Origin of the sequence: Rhodococcus sp. MALMAid1271 (genome assembly GCF_049195265.1) — a bacterium.
In the GTDB taxonomy this organism is placed as follows: Bacteria; Actinomycetota; Actinomycetes; order Mycobacteriales; family Mycobacteriaceae; genus Rhodococcoides.
Genome location: NZ_JBMIRQ010000090.1, coordinates 137,154 through 159,031 on the forward strand (window position 1 = coordinate 137,154; position 21,878 = coordinate 159,031).

Annotated in this window: 22 protein-coding genes; 12 read left to right on the forward strand and 10 right to left on the reverse strand. The window is 65.1% G+C overall.

All coding sequences use genetic code 11. From position 1 onward, the window contains the following. Nucleotides 1–206 precede the first annotated feature (206 nt). A complete protein-coding gene (locus ACOQFP_RS13880; RefSeq protein WP_421584643.1) occupies nucleotides 207–1,616 on the forward strand; it encodes an FAD-binding oxidoreductase in 1,410 nt (469 codons plus the stop codon). On the opposite strand, the gene ACOQFP_RS13885 is transcribed toward ACOQFP_RS13880, so the two are convergent. The 5 genes from ACOQFP_RS13885 to ACOQFP_RS13905 form a co-directional block, all read right to left on the reverse strand. Further along, complete coding sequence (locus tag ACOQFP_RS13885; protein WP_421584644.1) at nucleotides 1,600–2,709, reverse strand: PucR family transcriptional regulator; 1,110 nt, start codon at nucleotides 2,707–2,709, stop codon at nucleotides 1,600–1,602. The genes ACOQFP_RS13880 and ACOQFP_RS13885 overlap by 17 nt on opposite strands. 30 nt (nucleotides 2,710–2,739) lie before the next feature. After that, nucleotides 2,740–3,135 (reverse strand): hydroxyphenylacetyl-CoA thioesterase PaaI, encoded by a 396-nt coding sequence (gene paaI, locus ACOQFP_RS13890; protein WP_421584645.1) that lies wholly within the window; start codon nucleotides 3,133–3,135, stop codon nucleotides 2,740–2,742. After that, nucleotides 3,132–3,449, reverse strand: a complete 318-nt coding sequence (locus ACOQFP_RS13895; protein WP_421584646.1) for an EthD family reductase — start codon at nucleotides 3,447–3,449, stop codon at nucleotides 3,132–3,134. The genes paaI and ACOQFP_RS13895 overlap by 4 nt, the downstream gene beginning before the upstream one ends. Continuing rightward, complete coding sequence (gene paaZ / locus ACOQFP_RS13900) at nucleotides 3,446–5,473, reverse strand: phenylacetic acid degradation bifunctional protein PaaZ (protein ID WP_421584647.1); 2,028 nt, start codon at nucleotides 5,471–5,473, stop codon at nucleotides 3,446–3,448. The genes ACOQFP_RS13895 and paaZ overlap by 4 nt, the downstream gene beginning before the upstream one ends. 76 nt (nucleotides 5,474–5,549) lie before the next feature. After that, a complete protein-coding gene (locus ACOQFP_RS13905; protein ID WP_032380646.1) occupies nucleotides 5,550–6,161 on the reverse strand; it encodes a TetR/AcrR family transcriptional regulator in 612 nt (203 codons plus the stop codon). 110 nt (nucleotides 6,162–6,271) lie between these two features. Between ACOQFP_RS13905 and ACOQFP_RS13910 the strand changes: the two genes are divergently transcribed. From ACOQFP_RS13910 to ACOQFP_RS13960, 11 genes are all read left to right on the forward strand, one after another. Further along, nucleotides 6,272–7,471, forward strand: a complete 1,200-nt coding sequence (locus tag ACOQFP_RS13910; RefSeq protein ID WP_421584648.1) for a thiolase family protein — start codon at nucleotides 6,272–6,274, stop codon at nucleotides 7,469–7,471. Further along, nucleotides 7,468–8,190, forward strand: coding sequence for an enoyl-CoA hydratase/isomerase family protein (locus ACOQFP_RS13915; protein ID WP_206491102.1), 723 nt, complete (start codon nucleotides 7,468–7,470; stop codon nucleotides 8,188–8,190). The genes ACOQFP_RS13910 and ACOQFP_RS13915 overlap by 4 nt, the downstream gene beginning before the upstream one ends. Further along, the gene (locus ACOQFP_RS13920) at nucleotides 8,187–9,071 is read left to right on the forward strand and encodes a 3-hydroxyacyl-CoA dehydrogenase family protein (protein WP_341243488.1); all 885 of its coding nucleotides are present in this window, start codon (nucleotides 8,187–8,189) and stop codon (nucleotides 9,069–9,071) included. The genes ACOQFP_RS13915 and ACOQFP_RS13920 overlap by 4 nt, the downstream gene beginning before the upstream one ends. Beyond that, nucleotides 9,068–9,838, forward strand: a complete 771-nt coding sequence (locus ACOQFP_RS13925) for an enoyl-CoA hydratase-related protein (RefSeq protein ID WP_421584649.1) — start codon at nucleotides 9,068–9,070, stop codon at nucleotides 9,836–9,838. The genes ACOQFP_RS13920 and ACOQFP_RS13925 overlap by 4 nt, the downstream gene beginning before the upstream one ends. A gap of 129 nt (nucleotides 9,839–9,967) precedes the next feature. Further along, on the forward strand, nucleotides 9,968–10,930 hold the full coding sequence (gene paaA, locus ACOQFP_RS13930) for a 1,2-phenylacetyl-CoA epoxidase subunit PaaA (protein ID WP_421584650.1): 963 nt from the start codon (nucleotides 9,968–9,970) through the stop codon (nucleotides 10,928–10,930). Then, nucleotides 10,927–11,304: a 1,2-phenylacetyl-CoA epoxidase subunit PaaB gene (paaB, locus tag ACOQFP_RS13935; protein WP_206491105.1), complete on the forward strand. Its 378-nt coding sequence runs from the start codon at nucleotides 10,927–10,929 to the stop codon at nucleotides 11,302–11,304. Before paaA ends, paaB begins: the two co-directional genes overlap by 4 nt. Nucleotides 11,305–11,331: 27 nt before the next feature. After that, the gene (gene paaC, locus ACOQFP_RS13940; protein ID WP_206491106.1) at nucleotides 11,332–12,249 is read left to right on the forward strand and encodes a 1,2-phenylacetyl-CoA epoxidase subunit PaaC; all 918 of its coding nucleotides are present in this window, start codon (nucleotides 11,332–11,334) and stop codon (nucleotides 12,247–12,249) included. Next, complete coding sequence (gene paaD / locus ACOQFP_RS13945; protein WP_206491429.1) at nucleotides 12,243–12,752, forward strand: 1,2-phenylacetyl-CoA epoxidase subunit PaaD; 510 nt, start codon at nucleotides 12,243–12,245, stop codon at nucleotides 12,750–12,752. Before paaC ends, paaD begins: the two co-directional genes overlap by 7 nt. Continuing rightward, nucleotides 12,752–13,846, forward strand: a complete 1,095-nt coding sequence (paaE, locus tag ACOQFP_RS13950; protein WP_206491107.1) for a 1,2-phenylacetyl-CoA epoxidase subunit PaaE — start codon at nucleotides 12,752–12,754, stop codon at nucleotides 13,844–13,846. The genes paaD and paaE overlap by 1 nt, the downstream gene beginning before the upstream one ends. Before the next feature lie 19 nt (nucleotides 13,847–13,865). Continuing rightward, nucleotides 13,866–15,173, forward strand: a complete 1,308-nt coding sequence (gene paaK / locus ACOQFP_RS13955) for a phenylacetate--CoA ligase PaaK (RefSeq protein ID WP_341243490.1) — start codon at nucleotides 13,866–13,868, stop codon at nucleotides 15,171–15,173. Between the two features lies 1 nt (nucleotide 15,174). After that, the gene (locus tag ACOQFP_RS13960) at nucleotides 15,175–16,080 is read left to right on the forward strand and encodes a helix-turn-helix domain-containing protein (RefSeq protein ID WP_206491109.1); all 906 of its coding nucleotides are present in this window, start codon (nucleotides 15,175–15,177) and stop codon (nucleotides 16,078–16,080) included. A 39-nt stretch (nucleotides 16,081–16,119) separates the two neighbouring features. On the opposite strand, the gene ACOQFP_RS13965 is transcribed toward ACOQFP_RS13960, so the two are convergent. The 5 genes from ACOQFP_RS13965 to ACOQFP_RS13985 form a co-directional block, all read right to left on the reverse strand. After that, nucleotides 16,120–17,637, reverse strand: coding sequence for a GMC family oxidoreductase (locus tag ACOQFP_RS13965; protein WP_421584651.1), 1,518 nt, complete (start codon nucleotides 17,635–17,637; stop codon nucleotides 16,120–16,122). Nucleotides 17,638–17,773: 136 nt separating this feature from the next. Then, on the reverse strand, nucleotides 17,774–17,902 hold the full coding sequence (locus tag ACOQFP_RS13970; protein WP_274610986.1) for a hypothetical protein: 129 nt from the start codon (nucleotides 17,900–17,902) through the stop codon (nucleotides 17,774–17,776). Between the two features lie 22 nt (nucleotides 17,903–17,924). After that, nucleotides 17,925–18,425, reverse strand: a complete 501-nt coding sequence (locus tag ACOQFP_RS13975) for a hypothetical protein (protein ID WP_421584652.1) — start codon at nucleotides 18,423–18,425, stop codon at nucleotides 17,925–17,927. Nucleotides 18,426–18,430: 5 nt separating this feature from the next. Then, complete coding sequence (locus tag ACOQFP_RS13980) at nucleotides 18,431–19,864, reverse strand: APC family permease (protein WP_341243493.1); 1,434 nt, start codon at nucleotides 19,862–19,864, stop codon at nucleotides 18,431–18,433. Continuing rightward, nucleotides 19,854–21,803 (reverse strand): primary-amine oxidase, encoded by a 1,950-nt coding sequence (locus ACOQFP_RS13985; protein ID WP_421584653.1) that lies wholly within the window; start codon nucleotides 21,801–21,803, stop codon nucleotides 19,854–19,856. The genes ACOQFP_RS13980 and ACOQFP_RS13985 overlap by 11 nt, the downstream gene beginning before the upstream one ends. Nucleotides 21,804–21,878: the final 75 nt, after the last annotated feature.

Genomic DNA, 21,878 nt, shown 5'->3' on the forward strand with positions numbered 1-21,878 from the left:
GGGAGTTTCGACGTCCGAAAAGCCGGAGGAAACGCACCGTCCATTCGGTCGGTAATCACTGTGACCGCCGCCACCGTCTTTGTCAAGGCGTAGACGGTCCGAGCAACGCGGCGAACACACTTTCGTCGGAAACTACCGATCGATGCTCTCGAGTTCGTCGTAAACGACGCAGACACATCCAATGGTGCCCCGCCATACTCGAACTCATGACTGCACCGAGGTCGACGCTCGTACTCGACTCACCGATCATGGACGAGCTGACGCGTGCACTGGGCAACGGTGCCGTGGTGACCGACCCGGACGTCCTGGCCGGCTACCGCCGCGACGCCGCGGCCCTGTGCGAGTCGACTCTCCCGCTGGCGGCAGTCCTGCCGACCACGGAGTCGGACGTACGAGCAATGATGAAAATCGCCTCGGCACATCGCATTCCCGTTGTGCCACAGGGTGCATTGACCGGTCTGGCCGGAGCCGCGAATGCCAGTGCCGGAGCCCTGGTCCTCAATACCCGGCGCATGAACAAGATCATCGAGCTCGATCCGGTCGATCGCATCGCCGTCGTACAACCCGGGGTCACCAACAAGGAACTCAAAGACGCCGCCCGCCAGCATGGTCTGACGTACCTTCCCGATCCGTCCAGCTGGGAGACCTCGACCATCGGCGGCAACATCGCAACCAACGCCGGTGGCCTGTGCTGTGTGAAATACGGAGTCACAGCACGATTCGTGCGCGGACTACGCGTCGTACTCGCCGACGGCCGCGCCACCTTCCTCGGTCGACGAACCGTCAAAGGCGTAGCCGGCCTCTCGCTGGCCGAGCTGTTCGTCGGATCCGAGGGCACGCTCGGCATCATCACCGAAGCCACAGTGGGACTCGACTTTCCGGCCGCGACCCCCTTGACGATGGCAGCGACCTTCCCCTCGACGGCCGCAGCAGGAGAGGCAGTGGCCCGGATCCGGGCCGCGGGCATCACCCCGAGCTTGTTCGAGCTGTTGGATCGCACCACAGTTGCCGCGATCGACGCGTACGCGCGCATGGACTTCGGCACCGACGCCGCAGCCGTCCTGATAGCCCAATCCGATGCCGGCCCGGCCGCCGTGCGCGAGCTCGAAGAAATCGCCGCGCACTGCACCGAATCCGGTGCCGTGGACGTAGCAGTCGCCGAGGACGAGATAGAGTCCGAGCAGCTCGTCCAAGCCCGTCGATTGGCGTACCCGGCACTCGAACGCCTCGGCTCGCCGCTGGTCGACGATGTGTCCGTTCCCATCTCGCATCTCGCCTCGATGATCGACGAGGTGGGGCGGATTGCCGAACGCCTCGGTCTCGTCATCGGTGTCGTCGGTCACGCGGGAGACGGCAACATTCATCCCACCGTGATCGTCGACCCAGCGGATCCGGCCTCGTCGGCGGACGCCGGCCAGGCGTTCGACGAGATCGCAGCCTTCGCCCTCGCACTCGGCGGGACCATCACCGGTGAGCACGGCGTCGGCCTACTCAAACGCGATCTCCTCGAGAGCGAACTCGATTCCGTTGCCGCGGAACTACAACGCGGGATCAAGGAGCTACTGGATCCGCACTACCTGCTCAATCCAGGAAAGATGCTCACCGCGCGGTCCTGAGCCGCAGCGACAACCACACCAGCAACCGGGTGTCCGCATCGTCGAGATCGAGCCCGAACAGCTCCTTGGTACGCCGCAGCCGGTAGCGGAAAGTATTGGGGTGCAGATACAGTGACGCAGCGGCAGCGGCGACATTGGATTCGTGCGTCAACAGCGCCAACACCGTTGCGGCGTATTCGGTACCCTCCGACGCATCGCAGGCAAGCAACCGCTCCACCGCAGGCAACGCCAGTGCCACGTCCGAGAGCGCATCGCGGGCCCGCCGCAAGGTGATCGGCACCCGGCTGCATTCGAAAGTCGTTGTCTGCGAGCCATCCTCGATCACGTCGAGAGTCCAGTCTGCGTGACTGCGCGCCGCCGACGGTCTGTCCTGCGGCCCGCCGATCGCACAGGTCACGGACACACCGAAGGCCGCCGACGCCCGTCGTCGAACCTCCTCCGCCTCCGCGGCGAAGGCAAGGGTGTCCTCCGATTCCAGCACCAGGAGCACTCTGCCGTCCTCGACCAGGCACCCGGAGTCCGTGGCAGTGCCGAACGTGAGTTCCAACAGACCGGCGAGTTGCACCAGAAGTGCCTGCGGCTGTGGCGAATCCACCCTCGCTGCCAGCACCAGGTAGCGAGCGCCGGGCGCAGTGACGACCTCGGGATCGGTCAACAGAGCGCGCACCCGTGGATTGTCGGCACCGTCCCGATGATGCCGGGCCAGCAACGGAACTGCGGCGGCTGCCGCACGAGTCAATGCCGCCACCGACCGCGGATCGGGTGGGCCGGGGCCGACACCGGACGCGATGCTCCAGATCGAGCCGAGGTAGTCACCGTCCGAGGAAACGGCGATCGCCAGACGCGGCAGCACCCCGGGAATGTCGACCGCATGCACCGTCGAGCTTCGTCGGAAGTCCGGATCGATGTGGTGCACCATGTATTCGGCCGGGACCTGTTTGCCCAGGATGCCGTCGCGTCGCACATCGTCGATCGGCTGTCCAGGAACGGACGAGTACGCCACCACGTAGCCCCGAGGGTCCATCACCGCCACCGCGCCGCCCGCAGCCGTGGCGGTCGCATCCGCCAGAGCCGAGAGGTCCGAGGTCGTCACCGGTTCACCGTACTTCCGCGCGCTGGCCCGCTAACGCGCAATCGTGCGACTATCGCCCCGAAACTCGGCGATCTGCTCGCCCCGGCACGTGATCGAGACGTCGTAGATGCCGTTGCGTCCGAACCGGGCGCGCTCGACGGCATCCGCGATCAGCACGTCGCCGGTCTTCGTCGGCCGGAGGTAGCGGATATCGCAGCGTGCCGCCACGGCCGAGTCCTCGTGCGAGTTGCATGCCATCGCAAAAGTCGTGTCTGCCAACAGGAAAACGTAACCACCGTGGGTGATGGCGTAACCGTTGACCATGTCCTCGGTGACGACCATCGACATTCTCGCGTGCCCCGGTGACAGCTCGATCAGTTCGATACCGAGCTTGCGCGACGCGGCATCGACCTCGAACAGCGCTCGTGCGATCGCCGAATCGGTCATGGCTGCAACACCGATCGCTCGTGCTGGGTGAACATCGTGACGCCGCCGGAGGCGAAGTTACGCAGGTCCTTGCCTGCGGCCTTCATCTCGGGCGAAGCCAATCCGATCTGCAGTGAAGCCTCGTCCTCGAAGTACAGGCTGGCGATCGCGTAGTACGGCGGTGATGAGTCGTCGAGTGAGTCGAGAGTGCCCCAGGTGAAATCGATCAGACCGGGCACGGCACGCGCGAGTGGTACGTGCACCTCGGCGTAGTGCTGATCGAATGCGGCCGTGTCCTGTGGCAACCCGTAACAGACGGCTACTCGGATACTCATGACGCAGCCTCGGGCTTGGCCACGAGAGTCAATACGTCGTACGTGGCGACCGGTTCGTCGTTCTGGTTCACAACCACTGCGTCCCAACGCACTTCACCGTAGTCGGCGCTCTGTCTCGGCGTGATCAGCTTCGCGGTCAACGTGACGGTCAGCGAATCCTCGGCCTTGACCGGCGTCAGGAAGCGCAGGCTGTCGACTCCGAAGTTCGCCAGAACAGGGCCCGGTGCCGGGTCGACGAACAGCCCTGCGGCCAGGGAGACCACCAGGTAGCCGTGTGCGACGATGCCGCCGAACAGTGGGTTTGCGGCCGCTGCTTCCGGATCGGTGTGCGCATAGAAGGTGTCGCCGGTGAACTCCGCGAAGTGATCGATATCGGCACGAGTGACCTGCCGCGGCCCGCCGACGATGGTGTCGCCGATCTTGAGCTCGCCGAGGTTCTTGCGGAATGGATGTACATCTCCGGTGATGCGCGCGGAGCCCGCCACCCACTTGTTGCCCACGGCCGTCAGAACGTCCGGTGTTCCCTGAACGGCGGTGCGTTGCATGTGATGCAGAACGCCGCGGATGCCACCGAGTTCCTCGCCGCCGCCTGCCCGTCCCGGCCCTCCGTGCACCAGCACGGGAAGGGGCGATCCGTGACCGGTGGATTCCTTGGCGTTCTCGGCGTTGAGCACCAGGATTCGACCGTGGTACGGCGCGCAGCCCAGGACTATCTCGCGGGCGAGCGCCGAGTCCTTGGTCACCAAGGACGCAACCAGTGAACCCTTGCCGCGGGCAACGAGATCGAACAGTTCTGCGGTGTCGCCGTAGCCGATGACGGTGGAGACGGGGCCGAAGGCCTCGATGTCGTGTGGTTCGTTCGCAGCCTTGTCGCCTGCCTTCAGTAGAACCGGTGCCATGAACGCCCCGGCTCTCTGGTCGACCGACTCGGGGTCGCCGAAGATCACCGAAGCGGACTTGGTCAGTCCACGAATGGATTTGAGCACCTCGTCGCGTTGCTCGATGCTCGCCAACGCGCCCATCGTGACGCCTTCGTCGTTCGGATCACCGACGACGACCTTCTCCAGCTTCGCCGTCAGCGCCTCGATGACCTGCTCCACGGAGTTCTGCGGCACCAGGACGCGTCGGATCGCCGTGCACTTCTGACCGGCCTTGGACGTCATCTCGGTGAAGACGCCTTTGACGAACAGCTCGAACTCCGGGTCGCTCGGTGCCACATCGGAACCCAGGATCGATGCGTTGAGGGAATCCGCCTCCGCAGTGAAATGCACGCCGTCGCCCACCACCGCGGGGTGCGAGCGCAGCATTGCCGCTGTATCGGCCGATCCGGTGAACGCCACCGAGTCCTGGCCCCCGAGATGATCGAGCACATCGCGGGCGCTCCCGCAGATCAGTTGCAGCGAGCCTTCGGGCAACAGTCCCGACTCGATGATCCGGCGGAACACCAACTCGGTCAGATACGCAGTTTGGCTGGCAGGCTTGATGATCGACGGAACTCCGGCGATGAACGCGGGGGCCAGCTTCTCGAGGAAGCCCCACACGGGGAAGTTGAAGGCGTTGATCTGTACGGCGACGCCGCGGCGTGAGGTGTAGATGTGCTGACCGAGGAACGTCCCCTTCTTGCCGAGAGGTTCGATTGCGCCGTCGAGATAGACCGTGTCGTTGGGGAGTTCGCGCCGGGCCTTGCTCGCATAGCTCAACACGGTGCCGAAGCCGCCGTCGATGTCGACGCCGGAATCGCGCGCGGTGGCTCCGGTGTGCCGGGACAGTTGGTAGAACTCCTCTTTGCCTGCCATCAGCGTCAGGCCCACCTGTTTGAGCAGCGCTGCGCGTTCGTGGAACGTCAGTGCGGCAAGCGCCGGACCGCCGACGGTTCTGGCGTAGTCGATCATGCCCGCCACGTCGAGCCCACTGGATGACACCCGGGCGATCTCGCTGCCGTCGACGGCGCTCAGCAGTGGCACTCCGTCGTCGGTCGCGGAATACCACGTGCCCTGGGCATAGCTCTCCAGAAGTCTGCTCACAACGCCTCCATATCACCGTACGTTCGGTCGGTAATTACCATCGTCGCCGGAGGCCGAGATGTCAAGACTCACTCTTCTAGGTTCGGCGCAGACCGTCGAAGGTCAGCGCAACCACGGCGTCGGCCAATTCCTCGACGGATCCGCCGGTACGCGGGCGATACCACTCGATCAGCGAGTTGACCGTGCCGAAGACCAGCTTGGAGGCCAGTGCCGGGTCGACTCCTGGGCGGAGATCGCCTTCCTCGGCTGCAGCCACCACCAGGCCGGTGACGAAGGAATCGAATTCGCGCCTGCGAGCGAGTGCCCGACGCTCGACGTCGGTGTTGCCCCGCACGCGAAGCAGCAGCGTCACGTAGGGCAGCTCGGCGCACAGGATGTCCACGCTTCGTCGCACCAGGTATTCGAGTCGGTCGATGTATCGCCCGGTCGTGGCCCGATCCTCGGTCGTCACGGCGAACAGCGCATTGAGCGCACGCGAGAGCGCGAGTTCGAGCAGCTCCGACTTGCCGGAGACGTGGTGGTAGATCGAGGACTTGGTGATGCCGAGCCGCTTGGCCAGAACCTCCATGCTGGTGCCGTCGTATCCACGGTCGTTGAAGACCTTGACCGCCACTGCCAAGAGAGAATCCAGGTCGTATCCCGGTCGCCCTGGTTGTCCGGTCTTGCGCGGCGCGCGTGCGGTTGTCATTGCCACATCTTCGCAGTCGACGGCCGAATCCACAGCACCGAGCGCGGCAGGTCTTGCCAAACGACCGAATGTTCGGTTACTAATAACACAACGATACGAAGGAGTCACCAGTGGGCGAAGTATTTCTCGTGGCCGGAGCACGCACCCCGCACGGACGCTACGGCGGAGCCCTGGCGTCAGTACGCCCCGACGATCTCGCCGGGCTCGTCGTCGCCGAAGCCGTCCGGCGAGCAGGTGTTCCCGCCGATCGCATCGACGAGGTGATTCTGGGTGCCGCGAACCAGGCAGGCGAGGACAATCGGGACGTGGCCAGGATGGCCGTCCTGCTCGCGGGACTGCCGAACACGGTGCCCGGCTACACCGTCAACCGCCTGTGCGCGAGCGGACTGACAGCAGTGGCGAACGCTGCCAGCACCATTCGCAGCGGCGAGGCCGAGGTCATCGTCGCCGGCGGCGTCGAATCGATGACCCGAGCGCCCTGGGTCATGGCCAAGCCGGGAACTGCCTGGGCAAAGCCGGGAGAGGTCTTCGATACGGCGCTCGGCTGGCGATTCACCAATCCGAGCTTCGCCTCGCACGACGCAGGGACCGATCCCAAGATCACGCTGTCGATGGGCGAAACCGCCGAAGAGGTCGCGTTCAGTGAGGGAATCACCCGAGCGGAATCCGACGCCTTCGCCTTCCGCAGCCAGCAGCGTGCCATCGCCGCTCAGGATGCGGGACGCTTCGCCGACGAGATCGTGCCCGTCAGCACCAAGAACGGTGAGGTCACCGAGGACGAGACTCCGCGACGCGGAACCACACTCGACAAGCTCGGCACCTTGAAGACCGTCTTCCGCAAGGACGGCATCGTCACCGCCGGAACGTCGTCACCGTTCACCGACGGCGCATCAGCGCTGGTGGTGGCCTCGGAGGAAGCCGTGCGCAAGTACGGCCTCGAGGTTCGCGGCCGCATCGTCACCAGCGCGAGCGCCGGCATCGCGCCGCACATCATGGGGCTCGGGCCGGTGCCCTCCACACAGAAGGCGCTCACGCGCGCCGGGTGGTCGGTCGAGGACCTCGGTGCCGTCGAACTCAACGAGGCCTTCGCCGCACAGTCCCTCGGCGTCATCCGCCAGCTGAAACTCGACGAGGACATCGTCAATGCCGACGGCGGTGCCATCGCCCTCGGCCACCCTCTCGGTTCGTCCGGTGCTCGAATTCTGCTGACGCTGCTGGGCCGGATGGAACGTGAGAACGCGTCCCGCGGCCTCGCGACGCTGTGTGTCGGCGTCGGCCAGGGCGTGTCGATGCTGATCGAGGCACCGTGAACACGCTTGTCGTCGAGGAATCGACGGATCGCGTCACCGTGACGTTGGCACGGGAGAAGCAGCGCAATGCCATCGACGCCGAGATGATCGGTGAGCTACACCAGGTGTGCGCGCTCGTCGAGCAGGATCCCAGGATCGTGGTCCTGACCGGGGCGGGTGAGCACTTCGCCGGCGGTGCCGACATCAACCAGTTGCGGGCCCGTACCCGCGAGGACGCATTGCGCGGCATCAACAGAAATCTGTTCGATCGCTTCGCCGCACTGCCCCTGCCCACCATCGCAGCCGTCAGCGGCTACGCCCTCGGCGGCGGAGCCGAACTGTCCTATGCGTGCGATATTCGCATCGCGTCACCCTCGGCGGTGTTCGGCAATCCCGAACCGGGACTGGGCATCATGGCGGCCGCGGGAGCCAGCTACCGGCTGCCGACGCTGGTGGGAGCATCGGTGGCCAAGCAAGTACTGCTCGGTGGCCGAACGCTCGACGCCAACGCAGCTCTGCGCGCGGGTCTGGTGCTCGAGATCGTCGACGAGCCGCTCGCCGCCGCGCATGCCCTCGCGGATCGTATTGCGAGACAGGCCCCCTTGGCGTTGACCCTGACGAAGAAGATTGTCGATGCGCCCGGTTCACACCCCTGGGCCGACGACATCGCCCAGGCCGTGCTGTTCGAGACCGAAGACAAACAACGCCGGATGACGGCATTTCTGGAGAAGAGAAAATGACAGTTCCCTCGAACGCAGGAGTGGAGCCCGCGGAGCGACCCGATCAGGTGGCCGTCGTCGGTGGTGGTCGCATGGGCGCGGGTATCGCGCAGGTCTTCGCGGCCCTCGGTTCCACCGTCGTCATCGCCGAATCGGGTGACCGGCAGGCCGCTCTCGGCCGGGTCTCGACCGGACTCGACCGGGCGCACGAGCGCGGCAAACTCAGCGAGGACCCCGCTGCGATTCTCGCGCGGGTCTCCACCGTCGCCGGGCCCGCGGAGCTGCCTGCCGAACTGGATCTGATCGTCGAGGCGGTGCCCGAGATCCCGTCGCTCAAGGTCGAGGTGCTCGCTCTCGTCGACACGATCGCCGGGCCCGATACCGTCATCGCGTCGAACACGAGCTCGATCTCCATCGCCGAACTCGGTGCAGCACTGAGCGATCCGAGCCGCTTCATCGGCATGCACTTCTTCAACCCGGTACCGGCGTCGACGCTCGTCGAGATCGTGCGCGCCCCGGCCACCTCCGCCGACGTGGTCGAGCGAGTACGGACGTGGGTGTCGCTGCTCGGCAAGACCGAGGTGCTCGTCAACGACTCCCCCGGTTTTGCTACCTCACGCCTCGGCGTCTGCCTCGGTCTCGAAGCCATTCGAATGTTGGAGGAGGGCGTCGCCGACGCCGAATCCATCGACCGGGCCATGGAGCTCGGCTACAAACATCCGATGGGGCCGCTCCGGTCCACCGACCTCGTGGGCTTGGACGTCCGGCTCGCGATCGCCGAACACCTGGCGTCGACCCTCGGCGACAGGTTCACTCCCCCGCAACTGCTGCGAGAGATGGTTGCTCGCGGCGATATCGGACGCAAGTCCGGCCGCGGCTTTCACGATTGGACGAACGCATGACGGTACGGTTCGACATCACCGGCGGCCTCGCGACCATCACCCTCGCGCGCCCCGAGGCTCACAACGCCCTCGACGTCGCGACGAAGCTCGCATTGGCGGAGGCGGTCCAGAGCGCCGCTGCACCGGGTATGCGCGCGGTGCTCATCACCGCAGAGGGCAAGAACTTCTGCGTCGGGCAGGATCTCGGCGAGCACGTCACTGCACTGGAGGCCGACCCGGCCACAGCGATGGATACCGTCGGCGAGCATTACAACCCGGTCATCCGAGGGCTCGCTGCCCTCGAGGTGCCGATCGTCGTGGCCATCCCCGGTGCATGCGTCGGCGCAGGTCTGGGGATCGCACTCGCCGGAGACATCCGAGTCGCGGGCACCAAGTCCTCCTTCGCGACGGCGTTCACCGGCATCGCCCTGGCCAGCGACTCGGGATTGAGCTACACGTTGGTAGAGGCACTGGGATCGAGCCGGGCCGCGGGTCTGATGCTGCTCGGCGACCGGGTCACCGCGGCGCAGGCCCTCGACTGGGGTCTGGTGCATCGCGTCGTAGAGGACGATGAGGTACTCGCGACCGCGCGCACACTGGCCGCGTCACTCGCAGCCGGACCGACACAGGCCTACAAGCAGGTCAAGTCGCTGATCGCTCGATCCGGACTGTCCGACGCCTTGGACCGCGAGGCACAGGCACAAACCGAACTGGGCCAGACGCAGGACCACAAGGCTGCCGTCGACGCGTTCCTGTCCAAAAAGAGAGCCTCCTTCGTCGGCATGTGAGCGGAAGTTCGACCCCTGCTACGAATTTCCGCGCACGTGCGGCGCAGCCGCTCTCGCCGCACTTGTGCCGGGCGTCACTTCGATGCATACTGGTTACCAACCGATCATTCGGTAATGAAAGTAGGACTTATGACCACGTCAACCACCTTGTCGACCGAGACGCTGCAGGACGAGTTCGACGAGACCGTCGCCCGCGAACAGCGCATCGAGCCGCGAGACTGGATGCCCGAGGGCTACCGCAAGTCGCTCATTCGCCAGATCGCTCAGCACGCGCACTCCGAGATCATCGGCATGCAACCCGAGGGCAATTGGCTCACCCGCGCACCGTCGTTGCGACGCAAGGCGATCCTGATGGCCAAGGTGCAGGACGAAGCCGGTCACGGCCTCTACCTCTACTCTGCCGCGGAGACACTCGGAGCAGACCGCGCCGACCTGACGGTCAAGCTCATCGAGGGCAAACAGAAGTACTCCTCGATCTTCAACTACCCCACCCTGACGTACGCCGATGTCGGCACCATCGGCTGGCTGGTCGACGGTGCCGCGATCTGCAATCAAGTTCCCTTGTGTCGCAGCAGCTTCGGTCCGTACGCGCGAGCGATGATCCGCGTCTGCAAAGAAGAGTCGTTCCACCAGCGCCAAGGATACGAACTGCTGGCGACCATGATGCGCGGCACCGACGAACAGCGTGCCATGGTTCAGGAATCGGTGAACCGGTGGTGGTGGCCGGCTCTGATGATGTTCGGCCCGCCCGACGACGAGTCACCCAACACCGAGCAGTCCATGAAGTGGGGCATCAAGCGGCACACCAACGACGAACTGCGCCAACGCTTCGTCGACATGTCCATCCCGCAGGCGAAGGCGCTGGGCGTCACCTTTCCCGACCCGGACCTGAAGTGGAACGAAGAACGCAAGGCGCATGATTTCGGCGAGCCCGACTGGTCCGAGTTCATGCAGGTGATCAAGGGTAACGGTGCCGCCAACGTCGAACGCATCGCGAACCGTCGAGCAGCCCACGACGGCGGAGCATGGGTCCGCGAGGCCGCGACCGCATTCGCCGCCCGTCAGCAAACACAGAGGAACGCAGCATCATGAGGAGCCAAGAAAAGTACCCGAGCACCGCCGAAGGCGGCCACGGCGCAGTCCCCACCGAGAACGTCCCGGTCGAGCCGAAAAGGGAAGCAGTCAAAGCAGATTGGCCCTTGTACGAGGTATTTCTCAGGGGCAAGCGCGGCCTGAACCATGTACACGTCGGCTCACTCCACGCAGCCGACGACCACATGGCACTGCGGCACGCGCGCGACGTCTACACCCGTCGCAACGAAGGCGTCAGCATCTGGGTCGTCCCGTCCAACACGATCGTCGCATCGTCGCCGTCGGAAAAGGATCCGTTCTTCGCGCCGAGCGGCGACAAGGTCTATCGCCACCCGACGTTCTACGAGATCCCCGACAACGTCCCCCACATGTAAGACCCACTTCCCAGAGGACAAGCACTGATGACTGATCACGACAACGCTTACGAAGGCCTCGTCGACGAGGATTCGCACGGGCAGTGGGCATTCGGGACGAGTTTCGACGACCCGCTCGCAGGTGTGGACACCACCGTCCCCGATGACGTCGACCTCGAAGCCCTTGCCGCGTACTGCCTCATGCTGGGCGACGATGCGCTGATCAGCTCGCAGCGCTTGGCCGAGTGGAGCACGCGCGCGCCGGAACTCGAAGAGGAAGTGGCTCTGGCCAACGTCGGCCTCGACCTGCTCGGGCAGGCACGGCTGCTGCTGGCGCGTGCCGCTGCTGCGGATCGCACGACCGTGCCGTTCGTCTCGGATACCTCGCCCGCACCGTCGGAGGACGCGCTGGCGTTCTTCCGAGACGAGGCAGACTTCCGCAACGTACGGCTCACCGAGCTCGACAACGGCGACTTCGCGAAATCGCAGGTTCGCCTGCTGGTGTTCTCGACGTGGCGTCTGGCCGTGTTCGCTCGTCTGACCGAGTCCCGCGATCCCGTTCTCGCCGCAGTTGCGAACAAGGGTGTCAAAGAGCTGACCTACCACCGTGACTACGCGGCCCGTTGGGTCGTCACCCTCGGTTGCGGCACCGACGAATCGAAGCGACGTGTCCGTGAGGCCGTGTCGCGGATCTGGCCGTACATCGGCGAGCTGTTCCTCCCCACGGACGAGGAGATCGCACTCGCGAAGGTCGGTGTCGCCGTCGATCCGCGCGAAGTCCGCGAAGAATTCGATTCCGTTCTGGCACAGGTATTACACGCCGCAGAACTCGAAGCACCCGAGGGCAGGTCGGTCGGCACGATCGGCGGCCGCGGTGGACGACGCGGCATCCACACCGAAGCATTCGGACCACTGATCGCCGAGATGCAGGTCGTGGCCAGGGCGCATCCGGAGGGAGTCTGGTGACCACACTGCAACGAACGGCACGAGAGATCGCCGCCACCGTGCTCGATCCCGAGATGCCGCTGCTCACCCTCGACGATCTCGGCGTGCTGCGTGACGTCGAAGTCCGCGAGGACGGAAGCGTGCTCGTCACCATCACCCCGACGTACTCGGGTTGCCCGGCGATGGCCACGATGCGCGACGACATCGAGCACAAGCTCATCGACCACGGCTACCCGGACGTCGAGATCGTCACCAGCCTGTCTCCCCCGTGGAGCACCGACTGGATTTCCGAAGACGGCCTACGCAAGCTCCGCGAGACCGGCTATTCCACCCCTGGTCCGGCGCCGTCCCGCGCGTCCGGGCCGGTTCCCCTCACCCTCACCGTCAAGCCGCGGCAGCTCACCTGCCCGCTGTGCGGTTCCACCGATACCCGTCTGACATCCGAATTCGGCGCGACGCTGTGCAAGGCCCAATACCGGTGCGACGATTGCCTCGAGCCCTTCGACCACGTGAAGGAAATCTGATGACCGTCACTGCCGAGCCCGCGCAGAAAAAACTGCGGAACAAGCCCTTTCACACGCTGACGGTCGCAGACGTCGAGTCGCTGTGTGACGACGCCGTGGCCGTCACCTTCGAGGTGCCCGAGGAACTGCGCGCGGAGTTCGACTTCAAGCCCGGCCAATCGCTGATGCTCAGCCGCACCGTCGACGGCGTCGAGCACCGTCGCTCGTACTCCATCTGCGCACCGGTCGGCACGCGCCCTCGTGTGGGTGTCCGGGAAGTATCCGGCGGATTGTTCTCGTCCTGGCTGGTCCACGACGTCAAGGCCGGTGACCGTATCGACGTCCAGGGCCCGACCGGCTCGTTTCACGCCGATCCCACCGAGGCAGGCAGGCACGTCCTGATCGCCGCGGGCTCGGGCATCACCCCGATGCTGTCGATCGCGGCCTCGGTCCTCGCCAACCCGGACGCCGAAGTTGTTCTGCTCTACGGAAATCGGCGGACTCGAACGGTGATGTTCGCCGAGGAGATCGCCGATCTGAAGGACCGATACGGCAGCAGATTGGACGTCATCCATGTGCTGTCCAGGGAGCCTCGCGAGGTCGAACTGTTCAGCGGCAGACTCGACGCCGAACGACTACGCGAGATTCTCGACACCGTCGTCGCGACCCCGGACATCGATCATTTCTGGCTGTGCGGCCCGTTCGGAATGGTCACCGATGCCCAGCAGGTTCTCGGGGACCTGGGCGTGGACAAGGCCAGCATCCACGCGGAGCTGTTCTACGTCGACGACGTACCCCCGCCTCAGGAGAAGCACCGTGAGCCGGGTATCACCGGCCCGAGCAGTGAGGTCACGATCATCCTCGACGGCCGCGAGGTGAAAGGTGCACTACCTCAGGACGAGTCGATCCTCGATTCGGCCGAACAGCTGCGCTCGGATCTGCCGTTCGCATGCAAGGGCGGAGTGTGTGGCACGTGCCGGGCGAAGGTCACCTCCGGCGAGGCCGACATGCGTCGCAATTACGCGCTCGAAGCAAACGAAGTCGACGCCGGCTTCGTGCTCACCTGCCAGACCTTCCCCGTCAGCGACACCGTCACCGTCGACTTCGACGCCTGAGAGATACGAGAGAGCAATCATGACCAGTGTGCTGTCCGCCCCCACAGACACCCCCGACATCGAATTCGCGTCGCGAGATCGGATCTCCACTCTCCAGTTGCAACGACTGCAGTGGTCTCTGCAGCACGCCTACGACAACGTCGCGCACTACAAGAAGGCCTTCGACGCTGCCGGGGTACATCCGACCGATCTGAAGGACCTGTCGGATCTCGCGAAGTTCCCGTTCACCGCCAAGGCCGATCTGCGCGAGAACTATCCGTTCGGCATGTTCGCAGTTCCGCAGAACCAGGTCTCGCGCATTCACGCGTCCTCGGGCACGACCGGTCGTCCCACCGTCGTCGGCTACACCGCGAACGACATCGGCAATTGGGCGGACCTCGTCGCGCGCAGCCTTCGCGCAGCCGGCGTCAAGCCATCGGACAAGGTGCACGTGGCCTACGGATACGGACTGTTCACCGGCGGACTCGGGGCGCATTACGGCGCGGAACGTCTCGGATGCACGGTCATCCCCATGTCGGGCGGCATGACCGATCGGCAGATCCAGCTGATCGAGGACTTCGAGCCCGACGCCATCATGGTCACTCCGTCCTACATGCTCACGATCGTCGACGCGATGGTCGCCAAGGGCATCGATCCGGCGAAGACCTCACTGCGCACCGGTGTCTTCGGCGCGGAGCCGTGGACCGAGGAGATGCGCAAGGAGATCGAGAAGACCTTGGACATGGACGCCGTGGACATCTACGGCCTGTCCGAGGTGATGGGACCGGGTGTGGCGATGGAATGCGTCGAAACCAAGGACGGGCTCCACATTTGGGAGGATCATTTCTACCCGGAGGTCATCGACCCGGTGACCGGCGAAGTGCTGCCCGATGGTGAGGAGGGTGAGTTGGTGTTCACGTCCCTGTCCAAAGAGGCGATGCCGATCATCCGCTACCGCACCCGCGATCTGACCCGGCTGCTGCCAGGAACCGCCCGCACAATGCGTCGGATGCAGAAGGTCACCGGCCGCACCGACGACATGATCATTCTGCGCGGCGTCAACCTCTTCCCGACGCAGATCGAGGAGCTGATTCTGACCGTCCCCGCTCTGGCACCGCAGTTCCAGTGTGTGCTCGAACGCGCCGGGCGCATGGACTCGATGACGGTTCTGGTCGAAGCCCGTCCCGAGGCGTCACTCGACAGCCATGCACCAGCAGCGGCGACGCTGAAGAAGCTGGTCAAGGATCGCATCGGCGTGTCCGTTGCGGTCGATGTCCTCGCACCGGCTGCGCTGGAGCGTTCCATCGGCAAAGCCCGCAGGCTGATCGACAACCGCCCAGCCGTATGACATGAGCCCGGTGGCACAGAGTTTCGAGCAATGGCGCGAGAACGTCTCGATGGCGTTCGTGCCACTCGACGCTGTGTCCACCGGGCCGTCGTCGTTCGAAGGCACGCTGGTGTCGTCGACGCTGGGGACCCTGCAGCTCAGTGAGGTGACCGGCCGAGAGGTCGACGTCAGGCGCACCCGCGCGACCATCCGGCGATCCGACCCCGGACTGATCAAGGTGGGCCTACAGCTGACGGGCTCCGGCACCCTCGTACAGAACGATCGTGAGGCCGTGTTGAATCCGGGCGACTTCGCCGTGTACGACACCAGCGCGCCGTACGAACTGCATTTCTCCGGCGATTTCGAGATGTTCGTCGTGATGTTCCCGCGTCGAGAACTGCGCATCGACGCCCGCGAGTTGACGACCGTGGCGGCGCGGCGCATCGAAGGTGCCCAGGGAGTGGGCGCGTTGGTCTCGCCGTTTCTGCACACCCTGCGCCGTAACGCTCTCGACGGCACTCTGCCCACCACGCCGATGCTCGAGCACGCTGTACTCGACCTCCTCGGTGCCGCGCTCGACGACGCAGCGCCGCACGAGGCTCGAGGCTCGACCCTGCTGATCGAGGCCAAGGCCCTCGTCGAGTCGCACCTGTCCGATCCCTCACTGTCCACGGCGTCTCTCGCTGCGCGCCTGCATATTTCGACGCGCTACCTGCAGAAACTCTTCGAGTCCGACGGTCGCACGGTAGCGGGCTGGATCAGATCCAGGCGATTGGATCGATGCCACCGCGATCTGCGGGACCCCCGCTTCGCCGGCGACAGCATCGGAACCATCTGTGCGCGTCACGGTTTGATCGATTCCTCGAACTTCTCGAAACTGTTCAAGGAGGCGTACGGTGTGCCTCCTCGCGAGTACCGGGCCGGGTGACGGCGGGGACCGCGTACCCCGCCGCCACACCTGTTCGGGCTAGCGTCCCAGGATCAGATCGGAGGCCCGCTCCCCGACCATGATGGACGGTGCGTTGGTGTTTCCCGAGGGCACGGTGGGCATGATCGACGCGTCCGCGACCCGCAGCCCGGCGACGCCGCGTACCCGAAGATCAGCTCCCACAACAGCATCGGCATCCGAGTCCGCCCCCATCTTGCAGGTACCGACCTGGTGGTGATACGTACCGGCGGTCTGCCGAACGTAGGCCCGCAGATCGTCGCGAGTGCGAGCGCTCGGTCCCGGGACCACCTCGGACTTACGCCACGGCGCGAACGCGTCGGAGGCACCGATCTCGCGGCAGATCTCCACGGCGTCGACCATCGCTTCGAGATCGTACGGATCGGCCAGGATGTTCGGGTCCGCCAGCGGTAGCTCGCTCGGGTCCGAGGACGCCAACCGGAGCGTGCCGCGCGAGCGCGGAGCGACGATGCCGGGCGCGATCGTGTAGCCGTTCTCGGGCACCGGGTACCCGTCGGCCGGGTACGGGATGTGCATGAACAGTGGCTGCAGATCGGGGGCTGCGCCGGCCCAGCCGGTGCTGCGGGCGTACAGCTGTGCCTCGAGCAGATTGTTCGTCCCCGCGGGGAGGGGTTCGATCGACTCGTAGATATTGCTGAGCAGCAAGTGGTCGTGCAGATTCTCGCCCACACCTGGCAGGTCGACGACCGTGTCGATTCCGAGTTCGGCCAGGTGCGCCGCTGGCCCGATTCCACTGAGCAGCAATGCCTTCGGAGATCCGAGGGCACCGCCGCACAGAATCACTTCGTGATCGGCGAACGCCCGCTCGAGCACCGAACCGCAGCTGTATTCGATTCCGACCGCGCGTCCGTTCTCGAGCACCACCCGATGCACGAGAGCTCCGGTGGTGACGGTCAGATCGGGGTTGTCCGACACCGGCCCGACGAAGCTCTTCCAGGCACTCATCCGCTCACCGTCGCGGGTGGTGGTGTGGTTGTAGCCTGCACCGACCATCTCGTCGGCATTGAAGTCGTCGATCAGCTTGTGGCCGCGCTCGACGGCCGCATCGACGAAGGCCGCTGCCAGCGGGTGCGGGGTGCCCATGATCGACACCGGCAGCGGCCCGTCGCCGCCGTGGAACTCGTTGGCACCGAGCTCATGGGACTCCGAACGCTTGAACAGCGGCAGGACGTTATCCCAGGCCCATCCGAGATCACCGGTCGCGGACGCCCAGCCGTCGTAATCGCTGGAATGTCCTCGCACGTAGATCATTCCGTTGAGGGACGAGCTGCCTCCGAGTACGCGCCCGCGGGGCCAGAAGATCCGGCGATCGTTGGCATGCTTCTGCGCAGTGGTGAACAATCCCCAGTCCTGCGGCCCGCCCAGCAGTGTCGGCCAGCCCTGAGGTGAGTGAATCGCCGGGTCGGTATCGACGGGACCTGCCTCGAGGACATGGACGGTGTGCCCGGCATCGAGCAGCCGCCGCGTGATGACGCTTCCCGCTGAGCCTGCTCCCACTACGACGTAGTCAGTCGACATGCGCTACCTCTTTCTGTTGTGACCGTTGCCACAACAGTGACCGAATCGGTGGGCACAAACATGTCGCTGCGCGCACACATTCTGGGTCAGATGCGCCCTCGCTCAGTGGCCGAGCCCGGTGGCGGCGCGGAAGACCTCAACACCCCCGACCACGGTCGGCGGCCAGAATCATGCCGTCGGCAATTGCGAGAGCACTTGCGATCGTGAAGTCCGGGTCCACGACGAACACGGTGCCGTTGCGATAGACGATGTCGGCTGTAGTCATTGTTGTCTCCTGGGTAGTGACTTCAGAATACGGCGGGCGCCATCCCGATGATCATGAGAAGGGAACCGGCCGTGGCCCGGCGTCCCGAGCGGCTTCGGTGAAACATGCTGAGAGTCAGACCGATCCATGCGACCAGCAGAACCGGTACGACGAGCCCCGGGTCGAGACCTACCCCGTGGCGATGCACCGCATTCGCGGCACCTGCCTCGGCTGCCGAATGGGTATGGATCGAGGGCACGAGCAACAGCAGGACGGCCATGCAGGTCAGGTCGACGACGCACGGACCGGACCGACGCGGCGGAGACCGCAGCGAATTCTCGCCGGTCACATACAGAGCCGCGACGACGAGCGCGACACTCGCCGGAATCGCGATGGTCGCATCCATGCCGAATACCACCATGGCGGCCATGACGATGGCCATGACCAGGTGAGCCCACCGAACCCGCCCACCGTGGTCGCGACGTCCGAGCAGTGGCAGGACAGCACCCACTGCACCGAGCGCCATCAGTACCGTCATGACCACCGGTATCAGCCTGTCGGCTCGAGATCGCGGCGGCTGTCGACGGTTCTGCGTCCGGTCACCTTCGCTATTGCGGTACCTCCGGCGAAGAACGCCACGACAACGATCAACAGCAGGGCGGCGAGCACTCCGGAACCGCCGATGAGCAGCGTGAAGTTGTCCAGCACGAGGGCGAGGATCGCCACCAGTCCGACGGTTCCCAGCGCCGGGGCAACCACGGTGTGCCAGGTGCGCTTGTCCACGTTCGATCGACGGAAGAACGCGATGATCGCACCGCCGGTCAGGATCATCAGAACCAGGATGCTCACGGTGGCCAGTCCGGACATCCAGGTGAACAGCTGCAACACCGGGTCCGCTCCTGCTACTGCGAAGATCACGAGAACCACTGCTGCCGAGACGGTCTGGAACAGCGATCCCATGTGCGGGGAGCCGTGCCTGGAGTGGGTTCGCGCCAACATCGACGGGGCGACGCCTTTGCGGGCGAGTGCGAACACGTACCGACCGATTGCGTTGTGGAACGCGAGCAGGGCGGCGAACAGACTGGTGACCAACATGATTTCCATGATGTCCGCCGACATCGGGCCCAAGTACTGGGCGGCAGCGGCAAAGGTCAATCCCGCTGTGTCGTCGGCGGCCGCCTGCGCGACGGAGGCGCTGCCGAAGGCGAGCACCACGGCCCAGCTCGACACCGCGTACACCAGCCCGATGGTCACGACTGCGGCGTATGTTGCGATCGGCACGGTTCGCGTGGGGTTGCGCGCTTCCTCACCGTAGATCGCAGTGGCTTCGAATCCGATGAACGATGCGATGGCGAACATCAGGGCTATTCCGGGCGATCCGCTGAAGAAGGCCGAGGGAGTGAACGATTCGACGTCGATACCGGCAGCGCCGCCCTTGGCGAACACTGCGATCGACAGGATCACGATGATGCCGATCTCGAGTACCAGCAGCACGCCGAGCACCTTGGCACCGAGATCGATGCTGCGGTAGCCGAGCAGCGCCACGATCGCGACGAGGCCGAGCGCCCACAGCCACCACGGCAGATCGGGCCCACCGTATTTCACGACCAGGCTGTCGACGGTCGATGCGGCGAGGCCGTAGATGCCGGCCTGAATGGCGGTGTAGGTCAACAGCGCCAGACCCGCGGCACCGAGGCCCATCGTTGTGCCCAGCCCTTTCTCGACGTAGGCGTAGAACGCGCCGGTGTCGACCATGTGGCGACTCATGGCCGCGTAGCCCACGCTGAAGATCAGCAGGACGATGGCCGCGACGATGTAGGCGAGCGGAGCGCCCGCTCCGTTGCCGGTCGCGATCATCACCGGCAGGGCTCCGCCGATGGCGGTCAGCGGCGCCGCAGCGGCGATGACCAGAAACACGATGCCGACGACTCCGATGGATCCACGTAGAGCACCGGCCTTTGCCTTCGATCGGTCAGCGGACATCGGTCTCACCGCTCTCGCAGCTCGAGGAGGCGCAGTGGGTCGACGTCGTCCTGGGTACATCGAGGGTTGGGTTGCGGTCGAAGAATCCTGCAGGCTTGAGCTTGAACCCGGTGTAGTCCACCGGCATTATCGGCCAGTCCTCCGGTCGAGGGAAGTGGGTGAGCCCGAAAGTGTGCCAGAGCACGATGTCCTCGTCGACGAGGCTGCGGTCCGAGGCGACGAATGCCGGCAGCCCGGCTCCGCCATGATGCTGGTTCACGAAATCGCCTGCGGCATAGCGTTCGTTCCGGTCGAACTGCGTCACCCAGAGATGCTTGGTGGCGAACGTTGCTCGGCGGGCGATCGACGAGTTGTCGTCCGCCAACAGCAGCGGCTGACCTTCGGGGTGCAGCGTGTATCCGACGGGCTTTCCGAGCCGACTCATCGAGTTCGGGTTGGTGACGTGCCAGACGCGGCCGACCGTGCCGTCCGCGACACGCTGCGCCTCGGATTCGGTGGTGAGCGGGGTGTGTTGCAGCGCAAAGGCATTGCCGTGCAGATTGTCCGGCCCCATCGGCACTCGGCGGGTCTCGATCTCCTCGACCGAGTTGCCGCTGCCGTCGAGCATCATGTCCAGTCGTGCACTGAACAGATGTTGGTGGCACGGAGCCCCGAGGCCGGGCGCGATCTCCGTCGCGTAGGGGTAGTCGCCGCCGGGATGTCCCGAGGTGAAGACGATTCCTGTTGCCTTGACCTCGAATTCGATGGTGCCGTCGAGGTACAGGTACCAGAAGAAGCCGTAATCGTAGTTGCCGATGGTGGTGAAGAAGGAGATCACGAGTCGACGCTGGCGTCGGGTCTCGGACGAGCCCGACCACAGGTCCGTGTGCTTCCACAGCACTCCGAAGTCTTCTTCGTGCATGCACACGGCGTTGCGCAGAGTTTTCGGGTTGCCGAATTCGTCGGCGATCACGGCGTCGAAGTAGGTGATGTCTCCGACGCAGTCGCATCCGAGTTCGAGTGCATTGGCGTACCGTCCCACCAGATATTCGCCGGTGTCGAAGTAGTTCTGCCAGGACCGTACCGGTGACGGGTCTCCGTAGGGGACCACCATTTCGGCGATCGAGGCGCGGTGGATGATCGGCCGAGTCCTACCGTTGTCCTCGAACCCGATCTGGTGCAACACCAGGCCCTCACGCACATCGAAACCGACTCGGAACGACCATTTCTCCCAGTCGACGTGATTGCCTCGAACGGTGAAGCTCGGTCCGTCGGGTTGGGTGATCTCGATCGCCTTCTGTGTGGTGCGCAGCGGACCGGTGACGGACAGATCGTCGAAGTTGCCGGACTCCTCCGGGATGGGAACCACTCCCAGGTCCACCACCTTGTCCACCGTTCGGTTCATCACGTCCACGAAGGCGACCAGCCCGTCGATGGGATGGGCCCACGCGTGATCGGTCGGGTAGTCCTGCCGAAAGGCCAGGCCGCGCAGGATGCGTCGGCCGTGCTCACCCGGGTAGTCGAACACGCCTGCCGACAGGGGTGCCACGCGAACATCGGCCACGTCCAGTCCGCGGGCGGCCAAGGCGGCGAGCCAGTCCGGGTCGGTGGAGAGGACATTTTCGACGAGCTCGAATTCCTCGTCCAGCACCGGCATCTGGCCGTCACGGACCGCGTCGAGGCGGGTGGAGCCGATCACCTGACGGTCGTCGATGGACACTCGCAGGTCGACGGCATCGGGTGTCGAGATGTCGTGCAGCAGCACTCGGAACGTACGTCGGGTGGTCGGTTCGGCGACGTACAGCTCGGCCTTGTCCGGTTCTTCCAGTCCGACGTAGACGAATCTGGTTGTGGTGGTGACGAGTCCGGCGGCGTCGACGATCTCGCGAACCTGTGCGATCTCGTCTTCGGTGGGCAGCGACAAGGCGTGGTCGATTGCGTGGGGCGTGAGGGTTGGCATGGGCGTTCCTCGGATCGGGTGTTGGTTCTACGAATGTTGAATAACGAAGGCATGCGGGAGGCGGGCAACCCCCGG

Bases quoted from the DNA above. Each gene is read 5' to 3' on its own strand.
- ACOQFP_RS13880 (WP_421584643.1), top strand. From the start codon at position 207: ATGACTGCACCGAGGTCGACGCTCGTACTCGACTCACCGATCATGGAC.
- paaI (WP_421584645.1), bottom strand. From the start codon at position 3,135: ATGACCGATTCGGCGATCGCACGAGCGCTGTTCGAGGTCGATGCCGCG.
- ACOQFP_RS13895 (WP_421584646.1), bottom strand. From the start codon at position 3,449: ATGAGTATCCGAGTAGCCGTCTGTTACGGGTTGCCACAGGACACGGCC.
- ACOQFP_RS13905 (WP_032380646.1), bottom strand. From the start codon at position 6,161: ATGACAACCGCACGCGCGCCGCGCAAGACCGGACAACCAGGGCGACCG.
- ACOQFP_RS13920 (WP_341243488.1), top strand. From the start codon at position 8,187: ATGACAGTTCCCTCGAACGCAGGAGTGGAGCCCGCGGAGCGACCCGAT.
- ACOQFP_RS13925 (WP_421584649.1), top strand. From the start codon at position 9,068: ATGACGGTACGGTTCGACATCACCGGCGGCCTCGCGACCATCACCCTC.
- paaA (WP_421584650.1), top strand. From the start codon at position 9,968: ATGACCACGTCAACCACCTTGTCGACCGAGACGCTGCAGGACGAGTTC.
- paaB (WP_206491105.1), top strand. From the start codon at position 10,927: ATGAGGAGCCAAGAAAAGTACCCGAGCACCGCCGAAGGCGGCCACGGC.
- paaC (WP_206491106.1), top strand. From the start codon at position 11,332: ATGACTGATCACGACAACGCTTACGAAGGCCTCGTCGACGAGGATTCG.
- paaE (WP_206491107.1), top strand. From the start codon at position 12,752: ATGACCGTCACTGCCGAGCCCGCGCAGAAAAAACTGCGGAACAAGCCC.
- paaK (WP_341243490.1), top strand. From the start codon at position 13,866: ATGACCAGTGTGCTGTCCGCCCCCACAGACACCCCCGACATCGAATTC.
- ACOQFP_RS13960 (WP_206491109.1), top strand. From the start codon at position 15,175: ATGAGCCCGGTGGCACAGAGTTTCGAGCAATGGCGCGAGAACGTCTCG.
- ACOQFP_RS13965 (WP_421584651.1), bottom strand. From the start codon at position 17,637: ATGTCGACTGACTACGTCGTAGTGGGAGCAGGCTCAGCGGGAAGCGTC.
- ACOQFP_RS13970 (WP_274610986.1), bottom strand. From the start codon at position 17,902: ATGACTACAGCCGACATCGTCTATCGCAACGGCACCGTGTTCGTCGTG.
- ACOQFP_RS13980 (WP_341243493.1), bottom strand. From the start codon at position 19,864: ATGTCCGCTGACCGATCGAAGGCAAAGGCCGGTGCTCTACGTGGATCC.
- ACOQFP_RS13985 (WP_421584653.1), bottom strand. From the start codon at position 21,803: ATGCCAACCCTCACGCCCCACGCAATCGACCACGCCTTGTCGCTGCCC.